The 18,429-nt window shown below is 73.4% G+C and carries 14 protein-coding genes and 1 pseudogene; 9 read left to right on the plus strand and 6 right to left on the minus strand.

Features of this window, described 5'->3' with window-relative positions; genetic code table 11:
* The first annotated feature begins 4 nt into the window (after positions 1-4).
* Positions 5-271 carry a hypothetical protein gene (locus ACH9D2_RS11905; protein WP_396363019.1) on the plus strand — a complete coding sequence of 89 codons (267 nt, stop codon included), beginning with the start codon at positions 5-7 and terminating at the stop codon, positions 269-271.
* Between the two features lie 133 nt (positions 272-404).
* Here the strand turns inward: ACH9D2_RS11905 and gnd are convergent, their stop codons facing one another.
* Positions 405-1,343 carry a phosphogluconate dehydrogenase (NAD(+)-dependent, decarboxylating) gene (gene gnd / locus ACH9D2_RS11910; protein WP_396363020.1) on the minus strand — a complete coding sequence of 313 codons (939 nt, stop codon included), beginning with the start codon at positions 1,341-1,343 and terminating at the stop codon, positions 405-407.
* A 242-nt stretch (positions 1,344-1,585) separates the two neighbouring features.
* On the opposite strand from gnd, the pseudogene ACH9D2_RS11915 reads away from it, so the two are divergent.
* A pseudogene (locus ACH9D2_RS11915) lies at positions 1,586-3,487 on the plus strand (glycoside hydrolase family 15 protein).
* A gap of 171 nt (positions 3,488-3,658) precedes the next feature.
* Here ACH9D2_RS11915 and ACH9D2_RS11920 read toward each other — a convergent pair.
* Together ACH9D2_RS11920 and ACH9D2_RS11925 are read right to left on the minus strand one after the other, a co-directional pair.
* Positions 3,659-4,216, minus strand: coding sequence for a DUF421 domain-containing protein (locus ACH9D2_RS11920; RefSeq protein WP_396363021.1), 558 nt, complete (start codon positions 4,214-4,216; stop codon positions 3,659-3,661).
* Positions 4,217-4,261: 45 nt separating this feature from the next.
* A complete protein-coding gene (locus tag ACH9D2_RS11925; RefSeq protein WP_396363022.1) occupies positions 4,262-5,509 on the minus strand; it encodes a cation:proton antiporter domain-containing protein in 1,248 nt (415 codons plus the stop codon).
* Positions 5,510-5,672: 163 nt separating this feature from the next.
* Here ACH9D2_RS11925 and ACH9D2_RS11930 point away from each other — a divergent pair, with 163 nt between their 5' ends.
* Genes ACH9D2_RS11930 through ACH9D2_RS11945 form a run of 4 tightly spaced genes read left to right on the plus strand, consistent with a single transcriptional unit; the run spans position 5,673 to position 11,014 of the window.
* Complete coding sequence (locus ACH9D2_RS11930) at positions 5,673-6,548, plus strand: potassium channel family protein (protein ID WP_396363023.1); 876 nt, start codon at positions 5,673-5,675, stop codon at positions 6,546-6,548.
* Positions 6,549-6,593: 45 nt separating this feature from the next.
* The gene (locus tag ACH9D2_RS11935) at positions 6,594-7,514 is read left to right on the plus strand and encodes an alcohol dehydrogenase catalytic domain-containing protein (RefSeq protein ID WP_396363024.1); all 921 of its coding nucleotides are present in this window, start codon (positions 6,594-6,596) and stop codon (positions 7,512-7,514) included.
* A 51-nt stretch (positions 7,515-7,565) separates the two neighbouring features.
* Positions 7,566-9,329, plus strand: coding sequence for a dynamin family protein (locus ACH9D2_RS11940; protein ID WP_396363025.1), 1,764 nt, complete (start codon positions 7,566-7,568; stop codon positions 9,327-9,329).
* Positions 9,326-11,014 carry a dynamin family protein gene (locus ACH9D2_RS11945; protein WP_396363026.1) on the plus strand — a complete coding sequence of 563 codons (1,689 nt, stop codon included), beginning with the start codon at positions 9,326-9,328 and terminating at the stop codon, positions 11,012-11,014. The genes ACH9D2_RS11940 and ACH9D2_RS11945 overlap by 4 nt, the downstream gene beginning before the upstream one ends.
* 57 nt (positions 11,015-11,071) lie before the next feature.
* Here ACH9D2_RS11945 and ACH9D2_RS11950 read toward each other — a convergent pair whose 3' ends face one another.
* The 3 genes from ACH9D2_RS11950 to ACH9D2_RS11960 all read right to left on the minus strand — a co-directional run bounded on the left by ACH9D2_RS11950 (position 11,072) and on the right by ACH9D2_RS11960 (position 14,701).
* Positions 11,072-11,926 carry a hypothetical protein gene (locus ACH9D2_RS11950; protein WP_396363027.1) on the minus strand — a complete coding sequence of 285 codons (855 nt, stop codon included), beginning with the start codon at positions 11,924-11,926 and terminating at the stop codon, positions 11,072-11,074.
* Entirely contained in the window at positions 11,910-13,676 is a 1,767-nt protein-coding gene (locus tag ACH9D2_RS11955) for an FAD-dependent oxidoreductase (RefSeq protein WP_396363028.1), read from the minus strand. The genes ACH9D2_RS11950 and ACH9D2_RS11955 overlap by 17 nt, the downstream gene beginning before the upstream one ends.
* A 212-nt stretch (positions 13,677-13,888) precedes the next feature.
* Complete coding sequence (locus tag ACH9D2_RS11960) at positions 13,889-14,701, minus strand: IclR family transcriptional regulator (protein ID WP_396363029.1); 813 nt, start codon at positions 14,699-14,701, stop codon at positions 13,889-13,891.
* A gap of 114 nt (positions 14,702-14,815) precedes the next feature.
* Here ACH9D2_RS11960 and leuC point away from each other — a divergent pair, with 114 nt between their 5' ends.
* The 3 genes from leuC (at position 14,816) to murA (ending at position 18,427) form a co-directional block, all read left to right on the plus strand.
* Positions 14,816-16,306 carry a 3-isopropylmalate dehydratase large subunit gene (leuC, locus tag ACH9D2_RS11965; protein WP_396363030.1) on the plus strand — a complete coding sequence of 497 codons (1,491 nt, stop codon included), beginning with the start codon at positions 14,816-14,818 and terminating at the stop codon, positions 16,304-16,306.
* Between the two features lie 32 nt (positions 16,307-16,338).
* Positions 16,339-16,938, plus strand: coding sequence for a 3-isopropylmalate dehydratase small subunit (leuD, locus tag ACH9D2_RS11970; RefSeq protein ID WP_396363031.1), 600 nt, complete (start codon positions 16,339-16,341; stop codon positions 16,936-16,938).
* Positions 16,939-17,110: 172 nt separating this feature from the next.
* Positions 17,111-18,427, plus strand: coding sequence for a UDP-N-acetylglucosamine 1-carboxyvinyltransferase (gene murA / locus ACH9D2_RS11975; protein ID WP_396363032.1), 1,317 nt, complete (start codon positions 17,111-17,113; stop codon positions 18,425-18,427).
* The last annotated feature ends 2 nt before the right edge of the window (positions 18,428-18,429 follow it).

Genomic DNA, 18,429 nt, shown 5'->3' on the forward strand with positions numbered 1-18,429 from the left:
CGTGATGGGACTGACGCCCTTCCAGGGCTGGGAGGTGATGTCCTGGACGCTGCTGCTCGCCGCCGCGGTGTGGACCGCGTCGCGGGGCGTCCGGTGGATCGTGGGCCGCTACGGGCAGGACACCCGCTGGGGCCGCAGGTCGCGCACCCGGCTCGGCCTGCGCCGGGCCCGCGACGGCCTGCTGGAGCGCCACGCGGCCGGCGAACTCACGGAGGAGGAGTACCGCGAGCGGCTGCGGCTGCTCGAGCAGGAGGGCCGCTCCGGCCCGTGAACGGCCGACCCCGGCGGGTGAGAACCGCCGGGCCGATCGGCTCCCGGGGCCGAGTCCCGCGACATGACGCGAGGGGTCCGCCCTGCGGACGGGCCCCTCGTCTCCGGCCCGGCCTCGTCCGGGACGACCGGGCTCACTGCTCCCCGGGGTGGGCCGGCTCCTCACCGGGAGCGGACTCGATGTGCTCGGGGCCCGCAGCCACGTCCCGGACGGTGTGGCCGCCGAACTGGTTGCGCATCGCCGCGATCATCTTCATCGCCGGGGACTCGTCCTGCCGGGAGGTGAAACGGGCGAAGAGGGCGTTGGAGATGTTGGGCACGGGGACCGCCAGGTCCAGGGCGGCCTCGACCGTCCACCGGCCTTCGCGGGAGTCCTCGGCGTAGCCCCGGAGCCGGTCCAGGTGCTCGTCCTCGTTCAGCGCGTTCACGGCCAGGTCGAGCAGCCAGGACTTGATCACCGATCCCTCGCGCCAGGAGTTGAACGTCTCCCGCACCGAGCGGACGTGACCGGCGGCCTCGAGCAGTTCCCAGCCCTCGGCGTAGGCCTGCATGATCGCGTACTCGATGCCGTTGTGGACCATCTTCGCGAAGTGCCCCGCACCGTGCTCCCCGGCGTGGACGAAGCCGAACTCGCCCGCGGGTTTGAGCGAGTCGAAGATCGGCTGCGCCTTGGCCACGGTGCCCACGTCCCCGCCGACCATGAGGGCGTAGCCCTGGGTGATGCCCCACACGCCGCCGGAGACCCCGCAGTCCAGGTACTCGATGCCCCGGCCCGCCAGCTTCTGGGCTCGTGGGGCGTCGTGGACCCACCGGGAGTTGCCGCCGTCGATGATCACGTCGCCCTCGCCCAGCACACCGGCCAGCTCGTCGATCACGGTGTCCACCACCGTGTCCGGCACCATGATCCACACGACCCGCGGCGTGCTGCCGATCTGCTTCACCATGGCGGTGAGGCTCGCGGCGTCGGAGATCCCGGGAGCGGTGTCGAACCCGATCACCGTGTGTCCGGCCTCGCGCAGCCGCTCGCGCATGTTGCCGCCCATCTTGCCCAGTCCTACGAGTCCCATCTGCATGGTGTGCTCCTTCGTCGGTCGTGCGTCGTTCCCGCGGACGTCAGCCGACCCCGAGCCGCCGCGGAGGACGGCCCTCCGGGAGCCTGCGCGCACCCGGGTGCTGAGCACGCCTCCGGGCAGCGGCCGTGGGCACCACCCCCGAGGAGGACCGCACCGATGTCCTCCGGTCCGGGGTCTCCCATGCCTGCACGCTACGCCGTCCGGCCCTGGGTGTCGCGGGGCAGGACTGCTTGAATGGAGCCATGCGAGATCCGCTTGCCGAGCACGCGTCCACCCCGCTGGAGGACTACGCCCTGCTCTCGGACCTGCACACCGGCCCGCTGGTGTCGAGGGACGGCAGCGTCGACTGGCTGTGCCTCCCGCGCTTCGACTCCCCGTCGGTGTTCGCGGCCCTGCCCGGCACCCCGGAGGACGGCCGGTGGAGGATCTTCACCGTGGACGGCGAGGTCACGCGGCGCCGCTACCTGCCGCGCACGTTCGTGCTCGAGACGACCTGGCGCACCCCCGCCGGCACCCTCGTGGTGACCGACTTCCCGCCCCCGGGCAGCGACCAGGCCGATCTCGTCCGGCGGGTCGAGTGCACCCAGGGGCAGGTGGAGGTCGAGCACGACCTGCGGATCCGCTTCGACGACAACCGGGCCAGGCCCTGGACCCGGCGCGTGGAACTGGACGGGGTCGACCGCCACGGGCTGCTGTCGGTGGCCGGGCCCGACGGGCTGCTGCTGGCCGGCCCGCTGCTGCGCCCCCACGAGGAGCAGCAGGAGAAGCCGCAGACCGGGATGGAGGACCGTCACCAGGGGACTCCGAAGGGGCGCCCCGACGACTACCAGGGGGCGGTCGCCGACCGGCTCACCGGGGTGTTCCCGCTGTCCGCGGGCTAATCGCTGGACTGGATGCTGACCTGGCACCCGTCCCACCGGTACCCGCCCGCCCCGGAGGACCCGCAGGAGGCCCTCGACCGCACCCTGCGGTACTGGAGGCAGTGGTCCGCGCGCGTGGACACGGAGGACGAGCACGGCCAGGCCGTGCTGCGCTCGCTGCTGGTGCTGCGGGCGCTGACCAACCGCGAGACCGGGGGCATCGTGGCCGCGCCCACCACGTCGCTGCCCGAGGAGTTCGGCGGGGTGCGCAACTGGGACTACCGCTACACCTGGTTGCGGGACGCCGCCCCGACCATCGAGGTGCTCGTGGCCCACGACTTCACCGACGGCGCCCTGCTGTGGCGCGACTGGCTGCTGCGGGCCGTGGCCGGGCAGCCCGACGACCTGCAGATCATGTACGGGATCGCCGGTGAACGCGAGCTTCCCGAGCGCCGTCTGGTCCACCTGGCCGGCTACGAGGGCTCCGTGCCCGTGCGGATCGGCAACGGTGCCGTGGGCCAGTACCAGGCCGACGTCGTGGGGGAGGTGATGCCGGCCCTCGCCGCGCTGCGCGGCGCCGGGATCGAGGAGAACGAGTACTCCTGGGGCCTGCAGAAGAACCTGCTGCGCTTCTGCGAGGACAACTACGACCGCAGCGGCCACGGGATCTGGGAGATGCGCGGCGAACCGGCGATGTTCGTGCACGGGCGGGCCATGATGTGGGCGGCCTTCGGCCAGGGGAACCGCGCGGTCGAGGGGCACGCGTTCGACGGGCCCGTGGAGCGGTGGCGGGAGCTGCGGGACCGGCTGCGTGCCGAGATCATGGAGCGCGGCTTCTACGAGGAGCTCGGCTCGTTCACCCAGACCTACGGGAGCACCGAGGCCGACGCCTCCCTGCTCCAGCTGCCGCACACCGGGTTCGTGGTCCACGACGAACCGCGGATGCTCGGCACCGTGGCCCGCATCGAGACCGACCTGCAGGACGAGCACGGACTGCTGCACCGCTACCGGACGGCCTCGGCCCTGGACGGCCTGGCCGGGGACGAGTACCCCTTCCTGATCTGCACCTTCTGGCTCGTGGAGCAGTACGCCTGCAGCGGCCGGGTCGAGGACGCCGGCGCCCTGCTGGACCAGCTCACCGGCTACGCCAACGACCTCGGCCTGTTCAGCGAGGAGTACGACCCCCGAAGCGAGCGGCTGGCGGGGAACTTCCCCCAGGCGTTCAGCCACCTCGGCTTCATCCGGGCCGTCGACGCCCTCGCCCGGGTCCGGGCGATGTCCTGAGGCCGGATGCGGCTTCTGCCGTCGCCAGGGATTTTGCAGCCGCGGGCAGGGAACCCTCCCGCCCGGCCGGTCCTGGATCGCGGTGACCGGAGCGAGCAGCACGGAGCCCACCGGCAGGGTGGTGCGCACGAAGGCCGGACCCAGGGCCCACGACGCAGCTCTGCCGGATGCTCATCGCCGCGGTGCCGGCGGTTCGCGCCGATCGTCACCGCCCAGGGTCTCGATCCCGCGGATGTCCTCGAGCGCGGACCCGCTGCCGTACTTGCCGGCCGTGATCACGCTGAGCTTGCCGTTGGTCTCGAGCACGACCGCCTGGACCTGGGAGAGGTCACCGGTGCCCTGCATGCGCACCGCCTGGCGCAGCTCCGACTCGGTGAGCCGGTTCCGGTGCAGCGCCTCGTAGCGGATCTCGCCGTCCGCGAGCAGCAGCGCGGGCTGCGATGTGAAGATCCCCCGCACCCGGGGCCACCGGGTCGAGATCCAGGCCACCAGCATCTGCAGCCCGGCCAGCAGGGCGAACGCGGTGAAGCCCTCCGCCCAGGAGACGTCGGTGCTCAGGAAGATGGTCGCCAGGGTGGAGCCCAGGGCCACCGTCACGATGAAGTCGAAGACGTTGAGCTGCGCGAGCGTGCGCTTGCCGGAGACCCGGAGGCACACGACGAGCGCGGCGTAGGCCGCCGCGCCGACCAGGATGATGCGCATGATCTGGGGCCAGCCGTCAAACCACACGACGACCACCTCCCGGGCGGGCGACGGGGACGGTGCAGGACTCGCTCATGGGGTGGTCTCCTCGTGTTGTTTCCGTTCCGGCTCCCGGTTCTGGAGCCAGGCGCTCAGCGGGGCCGTGGACAGCCCGTGGATCACTACCGACAGGGTGACGGCCAGGGTGGCGTGGACGAAGATCTCGTGGTTGCCCGTGTGCCGCTCCGCGAGGGTCGCGTAGAACAGGGCGGAGACGCCGATGGGCCCGAACCAGCTCAGGAAGAACGTCTCGGAACGGTCGTGCACGCCCCGCAGCAGCGGCCGCAGCGCCCACAGGGCGATCAGCCGGCGGAGCAGCAGCGCGGCGGCGAGGACCACGGGGGCGCCCCAGCCCAGCCGCGCCCACTCCGCGACCGGCAGGGCCATGCCGAGCAGCACGAAGACCGGCAGCAGGAACAGCCGGGCGACGGCGTCCTGGACCTTGTCCTCCTGCGCCTCGTCGCGCTGGGGGATCACCTGGCCGAAGACGGCGACGCCGACGAAGACGGCCAGCAGGGCGTCGGTGCCCAGCAGCTTGCCGGTCCCGAGCATCCCCAGGGCCAGCGGCACGACGAACGCCAGGTAGGAGCTCTCCTCCATGAGCCCGTGCCGGCGGACGAGGACGAACAGCTTGCCCAGCAGGAAGCCGGCCAGCGCCCCGAAGGCGGCGGCGCCGAGCACCTCCCACAGCAGGACCTCGGTCAGCAGCTCGTGCCACGCCCGGTCCGCTCCGGTCATCAGCAGCACCGGCAGGAGGACGAAGAGGTAGGCCAGTCCGTCGTTGAGCCCGCTCTCGGCCGAGAGGTTGTGCCGGACCCGCTCGGGGATCTTCTCCTCGGCCAGGGACCCCGTGACGACAGGGGTCGTGACCACCGGATCGGTGGGGGTGAGAACCGCCCCGAGCAGCAGCGCCAGCAGGAACGGCACTCCGAGCCCGGCCCACAGCACGCCGGTGGCCACGGCGAGCATCAGGCCCATGCCGAGACCGATGATGAGGGCGATCCAGCGTGCGTCGCGCCGCCAGTAGCCGTGCGGCAGGCGCAGGGCGACCCCGGCCAGCCCGACGGCCAGGGTGATCCGTGCGGCCTGCTCGAGCAGCGTGCCCGGGGGCAGGCCGAAGTCCTCGATCCGCACGAGGTCCAGCGCCAGCGGGCCGATCAGCGCCCCGAACGCCAGGGCGAGCACGGGCCCGGGGAGGCTGATCCGCTGCAGCAGCGTCGAGAACGCCGAGAGCAGGAGGATGGCTCCGGCGAAGAGCGCCAGCACCAGGTCGATGTCCATCTGCGTCCTTCCGCTGGGTCCGGGCAGGCGCGGGCCCGCCCCGGGCCGCGCGTGGACCCACCGTAACCCTGCTGATGGTCGTCCGGGCAAGCGCGGACCACGGCCGCTCCCACCGGGTAGGGTCACGGGGGAAGCAAAGCGCGAGCGGGAACGGAGCCACGACGTGGACGTGCTGATGACGCTGCTGGGGATCACGATCGTCCTGGTGGGCCTCTGGGACATCTACCACAGCCTGCTGCACCCCAGCGGCACGGGTGCCGTCGGCGGGAGGGTGCAGTCCGCCGTCTGGTGGCTCTCCCGGCGCACCGGGCACCGCTTCGGCTCGGCCGTGGGCCCGGGGTCGATGGTCACGGTGGTCCTCCTGTGGGTGCTCCTGCAGGGGACCGGCTGGGCCCTGGTCTACCTGCCGCACGTCCCCGGCGGCTTCACGTACTCGCCCGGGGTGGACCCGGCCAACTACCCCGACTTCGTGGACGCGCTCTACATCTCCCTGGTGACGCTCGCGACGCTGGGCTTCGGGGACGTCGTGGCCACCGACCCCTGGGTCAGGATGGCCTCCCCGCTGGAGGCGCTGACCGGTTTCGCCCTGCTCACCGCGGCCCTGACGTGGTTCACCCAGATCTACCCGCCCCTGTCCCGCCGGCGGTCCCTGGCGCTCGAGCTGAAGTCGCTCGCCGAGGTGGGCTACGCGGACGGCATCGCGGAGGAGGACCCCGTCACGGCGACCCGGGTGCTCGACGGTCTGGCCGCGGAAGTGGCCAAGGCCCGGATCGACTTCACCCAGCACGGCGAGACATACTACTTCCAGGAGGAGGACCCGGACCTCTCCCTGGCCCGGTACCTGCCCTACGCGCTCGAGCTGCGCGACCGCGCCGCCGCGTCCTCCGTGCCGCGGGTGCGCACGAGCGCCCGCCGCCTGGGCCTGGCCCTGGAGCAGCTCGGGAAGAAGCTGCGGGAGGACTTCCTCGCCTCGGGGGAGACCCCCGAGGAGGTCTTCGCCGCCTACGCCGAGGACCACGGGCGGGAAACCCACCGCTGAGCCGGCACGGGGAATAGGCCCCCGGAGTCCCCTGTTGCGCCGAGCATGAAGGCATTGACGTACGACCGCTACGGCGGCCCCGAAGTCCTCGAGCTCACCGACCTCCCCGAGCCCAAGGTGCCCCCGGGCTGGGTGCTCGTCCGGGTGCGCAGCGCCGCGGTCAACCCCGTGGACTGGAAGATCATGGCCGGCGGCCTCGATCCGCTCATGGAGGTCCAGTTCCCGGTGGTGCCCGGGTGGGACGTGTCCGGGGTCGTGGAGGACGTCGGCATCGACGTGCCCGAGTGGGCACCCGGCGACGAGGTGATCTCCTACGCCCGCACGGACTGGGTGCACGGCGGGACGATGGCCGAGTACGTCGCCCTGCCCTCCCGCCTGCTCGCGCCGAAGCCCGCCTCCGTGGACTGGGACCGGGCGGCCTCCCTCCCGCTGGCCGGGCTCACCGCCTACCAGGTCCTCGGCCGGCTCGAGGTCGCCGCCGGTCAGACCGTGCTCGTGCACAACGCCTCCGGGGGCGTGGGCGGCTTCGCCGTGCAGCTCGCCGCGGCCCGCGGCGCCCGGGTGATCGGCACGGCGTCGGAGAGCAACCACGAGTACCTGCGCGGGCTCGGCGCCGAGCCCGTGGCCTACGGGGACGGACTGCCGGAGCGGGTCCGGGAGCTGGCGCCCGAGGGCGTGGACGTCGTGGTCGACCTCGTCGGCGGGGTCGTCGAGCAGACGCTCGCCGTCCTGAAGGACGGCGGACGGCACGCGTCCGTGGCCGACGACGCCGTCGAGGCCCACGGTGGGACGTGGATGTGGGTGCGTCCCTCGGCCGAGGACCTCACCGAGCTGAGCCGGCTGGTGGACCGGGGCGCGCTCCGGGTCGAGCTCGCCCGCAGCGTGCCGCTGGCCGAGGGCGTCGAGGCCTACCGGCTCAGTCAGGAGGGGCACGTCCGCGGGAAGATCGCCGTCAGGATGGCCTGAGCCCCGGCGCCCCGCGTAGGTGGACAGCAGGCTTACTGGCACAATGGCCCTGTGACCGACCAGACAGAGATCCTGAGCGCCCTCGAGGACGCGCGGGCGCTGCTCGCGGCGTCGAACCTCCCGCTGTCCACGACCGACGTGCTGCGCGAGCGCGAGGACGTCGACCGCGCCGTCGCCCAGCTCGACGACTACGTCCTGCCCCGGGTGCGCTCCCTCGACGCGCCGCTGCTCGCGGTGGTCGGCGGATCCACGGGCGCCGGCAAGTCGACCCTGGTCAACGCGCTCGTGGGGCACCCGGTGACCCGTTCCGGGGCCATCCGCCCGACCACCCGGCAGCCCATCCTGATCCACCACCCGCGCGACGCCGAGGCCTTCTCGACCCAGCGGGTGCTCCCGCACCTGAGCCGGATCCACGCGCAGAAGGTCGCCCCCGCGGGCTCGACCGCCGCCGACACCGCCTCCCCGTCCGCGCTGCCCGGAACCGCGGACGGCCAGGCCCTGGTCCTGCTGGCCGAGCCGCGCATCCCCGAGGGCGTCGCCCTGCTCGACGCCCCGGACGTCGACTCGATCTCCGACGAGAACCGCCGGCTCGCGGGACAGCTGCTCGCCGCCGCCGACCTCTGGCTGTTCGTGACCACCGCGAACCGCTACGCCGACGCCGTGCCGTGGCGGCTGCTCGTGGAGGCCGCCCAGCGGGACATCACGGTGGCCGTGGTCCTCGACCGGGTCCCGCACGGGCTCGAGGCCGAGATCGAGGAGGACCTCCGGCGGATGCTCGCGGAGCAGGGCCTCGGGGACGCTCCGGTGTTCACGATCCCGGAGTCGCCCCTCAACGAGACCGGCATGCTCCCGCCCCACGTGGTCGCCCCCGTCGCGGACTTCCTCGCCGAGCTGGGGCGCAACGCGGCCTCCCGCTCGGAGATCGCCCGCCGGACCCTCGGCGGCGCGGTGCGCTCCATCGCCGAGCGCACCGGCGCGGCCGGGACCGCGGTGCTCTCCCAGCAGCGCGTCGAGGCGCAGCTGCGCAACGACGTGGACCGCGCCTTCGACGAGGCGCTGGCCGCCGTCATCGAGTCGACCCGCGACGGGACCCTGCTGCGCGGGGAGGTCCTCGCCCGCTGGCAGGACTTCGTGGGCACCGGCGAGTTCTTCCGCAATCTCGAAGCGGGGATCGGCCGGATGCGGGACCGGCTCACCGCCTTCTTCAGCGGGAGGCCCGCGCCCGAGGTGCAGGTCGAGGAGGCCATCGAGACCGGGCTGCAGACCGTGATCGTCGAGGAGGCGGCCCGCGCCTCCGAGACCGCCGAGCGCCGCTGGCAGGACGAGCCCGCCGGCCGGGTGCTCCTCGGCGGCTCCGACCTCGGCTCCCTGCCCCCGGACTTCCGCGAGCGCACGGCCGAGCAGGTGCGCGCCTGGCAGGGCGACCTCATGGAGCTCATCCAGCGCGAGGGCGCGGACAAACGCACCAAGGCGCGGGCCATGTCCCTGGGCGTCAACGCACTCACCGTGATCCTCATGATCGGCGTGTTCTCCATGACGGGCGGGCTCACCGGACTGGAGGTCGGCATCGCCGGCGGCTCCGGCGTGGTCGGCACCAAGCTGCTCGAGGCGGTCTTCGGGGAGGACGCCGTGCGGCGGATGGCCGAGGAGGCCCGCCAGAACCTCGAGTCCCGGATCCACACGCTCATGGACCAGCAGGCGTCCGTGTTCCTGCGCCGCCTCGACGTCCTGGAAGGTCACCCGGAGGCGAACGAGCTCGCCGCCGTGGCCGAGCGCATCCGCGCCGCGGGCCGGACGCTGGGGGAGAGCCGGTGAGCCCCTCCCGGCAGCCGACCCCGACCCTCTCCGAGCGGCTCACGGCGCTCGCGCGCGCCACGGAGCTGGCCTCCGGCCGGCTCGACGACGAGGCCGTGGCGGCATCCCGCACCGTCCTGGACCGTGCCGCCGAGCGGCGCTCCCTGTCCGCCGACCACACCGTGGTGGGCTTCTTCGGGGCGACCGGTTCCGGCAAGTCCACCCTGTTCAACGCCGTCGTGGGACGGGACATCGCCCGGGCCGCCGCCCGCCGTCCCACCACCTCGGAGCCCCTGGCCGCCGTCTGGGGGGAGCCGGGCAGCGAGGCCCTGCTGGACTGGCTCGACGTCTCCCAGCGCCACCACGTCGACACGCCCCTGCCCACGGGGCACGAGGACACCGGCCGGTGGACGCGCGTCAAGGAGCGGCTCACCGGAGGGCCGGCCGCGGAGGGGCGCGGCGGGCTGATCCTCCTCGACCTGCCGGACTTCGACTCCGTGAGCCTGCACCACCGCACCATCGTGCAGCGTCTCGTGGGGATGGTGGACGTCGTGGTGTGGGTCGTGGACCCGCAGAAGTACGCCGACGCGGTCATCCACCAGGACTTCATCGCGCCGCTGGCCCGGCACGGGGCGGTGACCATGGTGGTGATGAACCAGGTGGACCGGCTGCCGCCCGCGGAGGTCCCCTCCGTGATGGCCTCCCTCGAGGAGCTCGTGGCCCAGGACGGTCTGCCCACCTCGGGGCTGTCGAGACCGGTGGCCGTCTCCGCGGTGACGGGGGAGGGCGTCGAGGCCCTCCGCGCCCGGATCCGCCAGGTGGCCGACTCCAAGGCCGCGGCCGGCGCCCGGCTCGACGCCGACGTGGACGACGCCGCCGCGCGGCTCGCCGAGGCCTCCGGGGAGGGGGATCCGGCCGGGATCACCGAGCCGGCGCAGGAACGGCTCACCGACGGCCTGGCGCAGGCCGCCAACGTGCCCGGCATCGCCCGGGCCGCCGGGCGGTCCTACGCCCTGCACGCCGCCGGTCACACCGGGTGGATCGCCACCCGGTGGCTGCTGAAGTTCCGCAAGGACCCGATGCGGCGGCTGAACCTCGACCGGGGCGAGACCGTGAACCCCGAGGTCAACCGCACGTCCCTGCCGCCCATGGGTGCCGCCCAGCGGGCGGCGGCCGACTCCGCGGTGCGCACGTTCGCCCACGACGCCGCGGAAGGGGCCGCGGAGCCGTGGACCCGGTCGGTCCGCCAGGCCGCGCGCACCCACGAGCAGAAGCTCCCGGACGCGATCGACCAGGCCGTCGCCCGCACCGACTTCCGGGCCGGGAGGAACTCCTGGTGGTGGATCGTCTTCGACGTGGTGCAGTGGGTCGCGATGCTCGCGGTGGTGGCGGGCCTGGTCTGGCTGCTGGGGCTGTTCCTGCTCGAGTGGTTCCAGATCCCCGTCCCGCCGCCCCCGTACGTCGAGGGCTTCCCGCTGCCCGTGCCCACGCTGCTCGTCCTCGCCGGAGTGGTGCTCGGGATCTTCACGGCCCTGACCGGCCGGATCCTCGCCGGCTTCGGCGCCCGGATGCGGGAGCGCTCGGTGCGGCGCCGGCTGCGCGCCTCGGTGGCGGAGGCGGGTCGGCGCACCGTCGTCGAACCCGTGCGGGCGGAGCTCGAGACCTTCACCGCCTTCCGGAGGGCCCTGGCCGTCCTGCGCGGCTGAGCCGCGGCCCGCTCCCGCGGATCCCGGGCCGGCGCCCACCCCGTGGGGGCAGGGATCTCAGCGGTCACCGGCGCCCGGGCGGAGCGCGAGGATCCATCCGCCCGCGACGCCGATGGCGAGCAGGACGGCGGCGAAACCGATCGCGGGGGCGCCGGCCCACACCAGGGCGTCGCCGTACCTCAGCAGGGCGATCGCCTGCAGGAGGGCGAAGGCGAGGGCGCTCAGCCCGAGGGGCCGGACCGTGCGGGCGTCGCCGCGCGACCGGGCGTACGCCGCGGCCCACCCGAGACCCACCAGCCAGGCCCCGACCGCCCTCGCCGTGAGTGCGGTCAGCGGCCAGGGCCACAGCACCGCGGCCGGTACGGGCAGGACCAGGAGCGCGACGCCGACCACCAGCAGCACAGCGGCGATGCCGGCCAGGAGCAGCCGCAGCCCGGGGGGCAGCGCGGGCCGGGCCACGGACACGGTCCCGGCGGCAGGCTGCCGGGCCCGGGTCTGGAGGCGGCCGACGACGAGCATCGCCACGGGGACGACGGCGTAGATGGCCAGCCACGCCCAGGTGGCGAACCGGGCCAGGGGCGGGTGGTCCGCCGACAGGTGGAACCGGTCGAGGTGGAGCAGGGTCACGCCGAGGGTCAGTGTCGTGAAGACGAACACGGGCCACACGGCCAGCCGCGCGCGGTCCCAGCCGGCGGAACGGGCCCCCGCCACCTCGAGGAGCGCGCTCGACCAGTACGCCGCTCCGAGGAAGACGGCGGTCATGGGCGGCTGGATCGTCCACGCGAACCAGTCCGCCGTGCGCAGCGGGAACACGAACAGCACCAGCCCCGCGAGGAACACCAGGAATGCGGCGACGTAGAGCATCCCCCGCATCGCCGGGATCAGCGGCGCCGCCTCAGTCGAGGAGCGCATCGCCGACCGGCTCCTCGGGGACGGCCCCCCGTGCGGCGGGGGACGGCCGGGCGGGCGGCGGGTGCTCGGCCAGGTACCCGTGCAGGAGGGAGATCACGGTGGCGCCGTCTCCCACAGCGGTCGCGACCCGCTTGATCGAGCCGGCCCGGACGTCGCCGATGGCGAAGACGCCCGGCAGGCTGGTCTCCAGCGGCAACGGCGAGCCGGAGGGCTCACCCGACGCCGGTTCCGCGACGTCCCGGGCGCCGCCCGTGCGCAGGAATCCGGCGGGATCGCGCTGCACCGTGTCGGGCAGCCACGACGTCCGGGGCACCGAACCGATCAGCACGAACAGCGCGGCCGCCGGGATCTCCTCGATGGGTGCACCGCCGGGCGCCCCGGTGGCGGCGACCTCGACGGCGGCGAGGCTCCCGTCCCGCTCACGCGCACCCACGACCGTGGTGCCGTAACGAATGTTCACGTTCCGGGTCGCCTCGAGCTGGGCGATGAGGTAGTCCGACATGCTGGCGGCCAGCGAGGGTCCCCGCACCAGCAGCGTCACGTCCACCGCGTACTTCGCGATGTGCAGGGCCGCCTGCCCGGCGGAGTTGCCGCCGCCCACGACGCAGGCGTGCTGCCCGACCAGCGACGGCGCCTCGGAGACCGCGGCACCGTAGAAGACGCCCCTGCCGAGCAGCTCCTCGAGCTGCGGCACGCCGAGGCGGCGGTAGTCCACGCCGGTGGCCACCACGACCGTGCGGCCCCGCACCACACCGCCGTCGGACAGCACCACCGTGCGCACCGCCCCCTCGTCCCGGAGGCTCTCCGCCTGCCGCAGGAACACGAACTCGGCGCCGAAGACCCACGCCTGCTGGAAGGACCGGAAGGCCAGGTGGGCGCCGCTCACCCCGCGGGAGAAGCCCGGGTAGTTGCGGATCAGGGAGCTGGTCCCCGCCTGCCCGCCCACGGCCTGCTGCTCCACCACGATCGTGGCGAGGCCCTCGGACGAGGCGTACACCGCCGCCGCGAGGCCGGCCGGTCCGGCACCGACGATGACGACGTCGAAGACCTGATCCGCGGGCAGGGGCCGGTTCAGCCCGAAGGCTTCGACGATCTGCGGGTTGCTGGGATTCTCCAGGACGGTCGGCGGCGACGTGAACTGCAGCACCAGGACGGGCAGCTCGGGGTCGTGCAGGCCCAGGTTCGCCAGCATCCGCTGCGCGGCCGCGGACCCGGCCGGCTGGAATCCCACCGGGATGTGGTTGCGCACGAGCATGTCGCGCAGCGAGTGGGCCCGTTCGTCGCGCCGGTCCCCGATCATCCGCACCGCCTCGAACCCGCCGCCCTGGGCCAGGTGCCAGTCGTCGAGGGCATCGGTGATCGCGCCGTGGAACTCCTCGTCGCGCGGCCGCTCGGGGCGCAGGACGAGGAGGTCGGCGTGCCCCCGGGACACGGCCCGGAAGACGGTGGGGGCGCTGGTGAAGTCGCCCCAGGTCACCGCCACGGCCCGTTTGGCGGCGGGGTGGACGGTGTAGGAACGCCGCAGGAAGTCCAGGCCCTTGCGGTCGGCCGGACCGTAGCACCCCACGACGAGAGCGACCGTGCGGCCCCAGCGACGGAGCCCTTGGAGCACCGCGTGGCCATGGGCGTGGTCGGCGCAGACCACCACCTCGTAGTCGGCGCCGTAGCGTCGGCGCAGCTCGTCTCCCAGGATCTCCTGCGAGACCGGATCGGTGGTCGCGAGCAGCAGGACCGGAACCGGGTCGTCCATGGCCGCCACCTCCTGGTGGGTCCCCTGGCCGGATGGCGCTCACGCTACTCGCGCGGGAATCCGGGGACAAGAGGGTTCTTCCGGGAGCCGGGACCGGGGGAGAGGGAGCGCGCCATGACGGTGCTCACGTGTCCTGCTCCGCGGCACCGCTCCCGCCCCCGGGCGAGTCCCGCGCTGCCGCCCGGCCGCGGTGCGGGCGCGCCTCGGGCCTGCTACTGGACGGTGGCCCGGACGGCCTCCGTGAGCTGGCGCGCGGCCTGCACCACGACCTCGGCGTGCAGCCGCCCGGGCTGGCGGGTGAGGCGCTCGATCGGCCCCGAGATCGACACCGCGGCGATCACCCGCCCCGAGGGCCCGCGCACCGGCGCCGAGACGGAGGCGATGCCCGGTTCCCGCTCGCCCAGCGACTGCGCCCAGCCCCGGCGGCGCACCCCGGCCAGCACGGTCGCGGAGAACCGCGCGTGGCGCAGGCCCTCGAGCAGGCGGTCGTGGTCCTCCCACGCGACGAGCACCTGTGCGGCGGAGCCGGCCTTCATGGACAGCTGCGTGCCCACGGGGATCGTGTCCCGCAGCCCGATCGGCCGCTCGGCCGAGGCCACGCACACGCGCCAGTCGCCCTGGCGGCGGAAGATCTGCGCGGACTCCCCGGTGGCGTCCCGCAGGTTCACCAGGACGGGGCCGGCGGCGGCGATCAGCCGGTCCTCGCCGGCCGCGGACGCCAGCTCCACGAGCCGGGAGCCGAGCACGAACCGGCCCTGGACGTCCCGGCCGACGAACCGGTGGTGGGCCAGCGCCACGGCCAGCCGGTGCACGGTGGGGCGGGCGAGCCCCGTGGCGCTCACCAGCTGGGCGAGACTCGCCGGCCCGGCCTCGAGGGCGTCGAGGATCATCGCGGCCTTGTCCACCACCCCCACCCCGCTGGGCGCGGTGGTCGCGGTCAGCGCCAGGGCCTCCCCGGTGCCCTGGCCGCCGAGCGGCGTGCCGAGCGGGGCGCCGGACGGGTCCATGTGTCCAGATGTGTCCATGCATTGATACTGCCGTCTCAGAATGTGAGAAGCAAGCCGGAAAGCTGGCCCGGCGCGAGCCGGGCGCCGACCATGGAGGAAAGACGTTGCACAGGCAGCACGGAAGGATCCGCCATGCCGGACTACCAGTCCTCGACCCCCTCCACGACTCCCGCCCGGGCCTCCGAGGCCGCGGGCGGGCGCACCCTGGCCGAGAAGGTCTGGGCGGACCACCTCGTGCGCAAGGGCGAGGACGGGCGGCCGGACCTGCTCTACATCGATCTGCACCTGCTCCACGAGGTCACCTCCCCCCAGGCCTTCGAGGGCCTGCGCCTGGCGGACCGCCCGCTGCGCCGCCCCGATCTGACGATCGCCACGGAGGACCACAACACGCCCACGCAGGACATCTTCTCGCGCATCGCCGACGACACCTCCCGCAAGCAGATCGAGACCCTGCGGGCCAACTGCGCCGAGTTCGGCGTGCGCCTGCACCCGCTCGGGGACGCCGAGCAGGGCATCGTGCACGTGGTGGGCCCCCAGCTGGGTCTCACGCAGCCGGGGATGACCGTGGTCTGCGGGGACTCCCACACCTCCACCCACGGCGCGTTCGGGGCGCTGGCCTTCGGCATCGGCACCTCCGAGGTCGAGCACGTCATGGCCACCCAGACGCTGCCGCTGGCCCCGTTCCGGACCATGGCCATCAACGTCGAGGGCACGCTGCGCCCGGGCGTCTCCGCCAAGGACATCATCCTGGCCGTGATCGCGAAGATCGGCACCGGCGGCGGGCAGGGCTACGTCCTGGAGTACCGGGGCTCGGCCATCCGCGCGCTGTCCATGGAGGCCCGGATGACCATCTGCAACATGTCGATCGAGGCCGGGGCCCGGGCGGGCATGATCGCCCCCGACGAGACCACGTTCGACTACGTGCAGGGCCGCCCGCACGCCCCGGAGGGCGCCGACTGGGACGCGGCGGTCGAGTACTGGCGGACCCTGCGCACCGACGAGGACGCCGTCTTCGACGCCGAGGTCTTCCTCGACGCGGACGAGCTGGAGCCGTTCGTCACCTGGGGCACCAATCCCGGCCAGGGCGTCCCGCTGTCCCAGTCCGTCCCCGATCCCGAGGACGTGGGGGACGAGAACGACAAGGCCAACGCCCGCCGGGCCCTGGAGTACATGGGCCTGACCGCGGGCACGCCGATGAAGGAGATCCCGGTCGACACCGTCTTCCTGGGCTCCTGCACCAACTCCCGGATCGAGGACCTGCGGGCCGCGGCGGAGATCGTCAAGGGCCGCACCAAGGCCGGGAACGTGCGGATGATGGTGGTGCCCGGCTCCGCCAAGGTGCGGCTGCAGGCCGAGGCCGAGGGCCTGGACCGGGTGTTCAAGGAGTTCGGCGCCGACTGGCGCTTCGCGGGCTGCTCGATGTGCCTGGGCATGAACCCGGACCAGCTGGCCCCCGGCGAGCGGTGCGCCTCGACCTCGAACCGCAACTTCGAGGGGCGGCAGGGCAAGGGCGGGCGCACCCACCTGGTCTCGCCCGTGGTGGCCGCGGCCACCGCGGTGCGCGGCACGCTGTCCTCCCCGTCCGATCTCGACGCGCCCGGCGACGTCGCCACCGCGGCCTGACCGGCGCGCAGAACCCCAGGAAGGTCCTCCCCATGGAGAAGTTCACCACCCACCGCGGTGTCGGCGTCCCGCTGCGCCAGTCCAACGTGGACACCGACCAGATCATCCCGGCCGTCTACCTCAAGCGGATCACCAAGACCGGTTTCGAGGACGCCTTGTTCGCGGCCTGGCGCAAGAACGAGGACTTCGTGCTCAACCGGGAGCCCTACCGGCACGGGACCGTGCTGGTGGCCGGGCCCGACTTCGGCACCGGCTCCTCCCGCGAGCACGCGGTGTGGGCGCTGCGCGACTACGGCTTCCAGGTCGTGATCTCCTCCCGGTTCGCGGACATCTTCCGCGGCAACTCGGGCAAGCAGGGACTGCTGGCTGCGCAGGTGGACCAGGCCGACGTCGAGCTGCTGTGGAAGCTGATCGAGGAGCACCCCGGCACCGAGATCGAGGTCGACCTCGAGGCCCGCACCGTGACCTGCGACACGGTCACCGTCCCGTTCAGCATCGACGACTACACGCGCTGGCGCCTCATGGAGGGCCTCGACGACATCGGCCTGACCCTCCAGCGCGAGGAGGACATCACCGCCTACGAGGCCCGCCGACCCGCGTTCAAGCCCACCACGCTGCCCGCCCGTACCTGACCTCCGCACGCCCGGCACGGCCCGGCGGAGCCTCCACGGCCCCGCCGGGCCGTCGTGCTGTCCCGGACACGCACGACGGCCGTCCCTGTGCGGGGGCCCGCGCCGGGGAACCTACACTGTACGGGTGCCGCTCCCGCTCGGGGGTGGCCCGGCAACAGCAGATCGGAAGGTCATGAGCAGCGCACTGCACATCACGGGCGGGATCCCCCTGGCCGGGCAGGTCACCGTGCGAGGTGCCAAGAACCTCGTCCCCAAGGCCATGGTGGCCGCCCTCCTGGGCTCCACACCGTCCGTCCTGGCGAACGTGCCCGAGATCAAGGACGTCCAGGTCGTCACCAACCTGCTGGCGCTGCACGGGGTCGACGTGGGTCGCGAGGACGGCCGGCTGTCCCTGGACCCCTGCAACGTCACCACGGCGCGGCACGCGGACATCGACGCCCACGCCGGGGACTCCCGGATCCCGATCCTGCTGTGCGGGCCCCTGCTGCACGCCATCGGCGAGGCCTTCATCCCCGACCTCGGCGGGTGCAAGATCGGCGACCGCCCCATCAACTACCACCTCGACGTGCTGCGCCACTTCGGCGCCCGGGTCGAGAAGCTGGAGTCCGGGATCCGGATGAGCGCGCCGCACGGCCTGCACGGCGCCAAGGTGGAGCTGCCCTACCCCTCGGTCGGCGCGACCGAGCAGGTGCTGCTCACCGCCACCCGCGCCGACGGCCACACCGAGCTGCGCGGGGCGGCCACCGAGCCCGAGATCATGGACCTCATCGCGATCCTGCAGAAGATGGGCGCCATCATCACGGTCCAGACCGACCGGGTGATCCGCATCGAGGGCGTCCCCGAGCTCACCGGCTACCGTCACCGGGCCATGCCCGACCGCATCGAGGCGGCGTCCTGGGGCTCCGCGGCGCTCGCCACCGGCGGCGACATCTTCGTGGCCGGGGCCCGGCAGTCCGACATGATGACCTTCCTCAACACCTTCCGCAAGATCGGCGGCGGCCTCGACATCACGGAGGACGGGATCCGCTTCTACCACCCCGGCGGGGACCTCAACCCGCTCATCGTCGAGACCGACGTGCACCCCGGGTTCATGACCGACTGGCAGCAGCCGCTGGTGGTCGCCCTGACCCAGGCCACGGGCGTGTCCATCGTGCACGAGACCGTCTACGAGAACCGCTTCGGCTTCACCGCCGCCCTCAACGGGATGGGGGCCACGATCCAGCTGCACCGCGAGTGCCTGGGCTCCGTGCCGTGCCGCTTCGGGCAGCGCAACTTCGTGCACTCCGCCGTGATCTCCGGGCCCACCCCGCTGCAGGCGTCCGAGATCAACATCCCCGACCTGCGCGGCGGCTTCTCCCACCTCATCGCGGCGATGGCCGCCGAGGGCACGTCCCACGTCACGGGCGTGGAGCTCATCGAGCGAGGCTACGAGCACTTCACCCACAAGCTGGCGGGGCTCGGGGCGTCGTTCGAGCTCGACGGCGAGTGAGC

Origin of the sequence: Kocuria rhizosphaericola (genome assembly GCF_044462205.1) — a bacterium.
In the GTDB taxonomy this organism is placed as follows: domain Bacteria; phylum Actinomycetota; class Actinomycetes; order Actinomycetales; family Micrococcaceae; genus Kocuria; species Kocuria rhizosphaericola.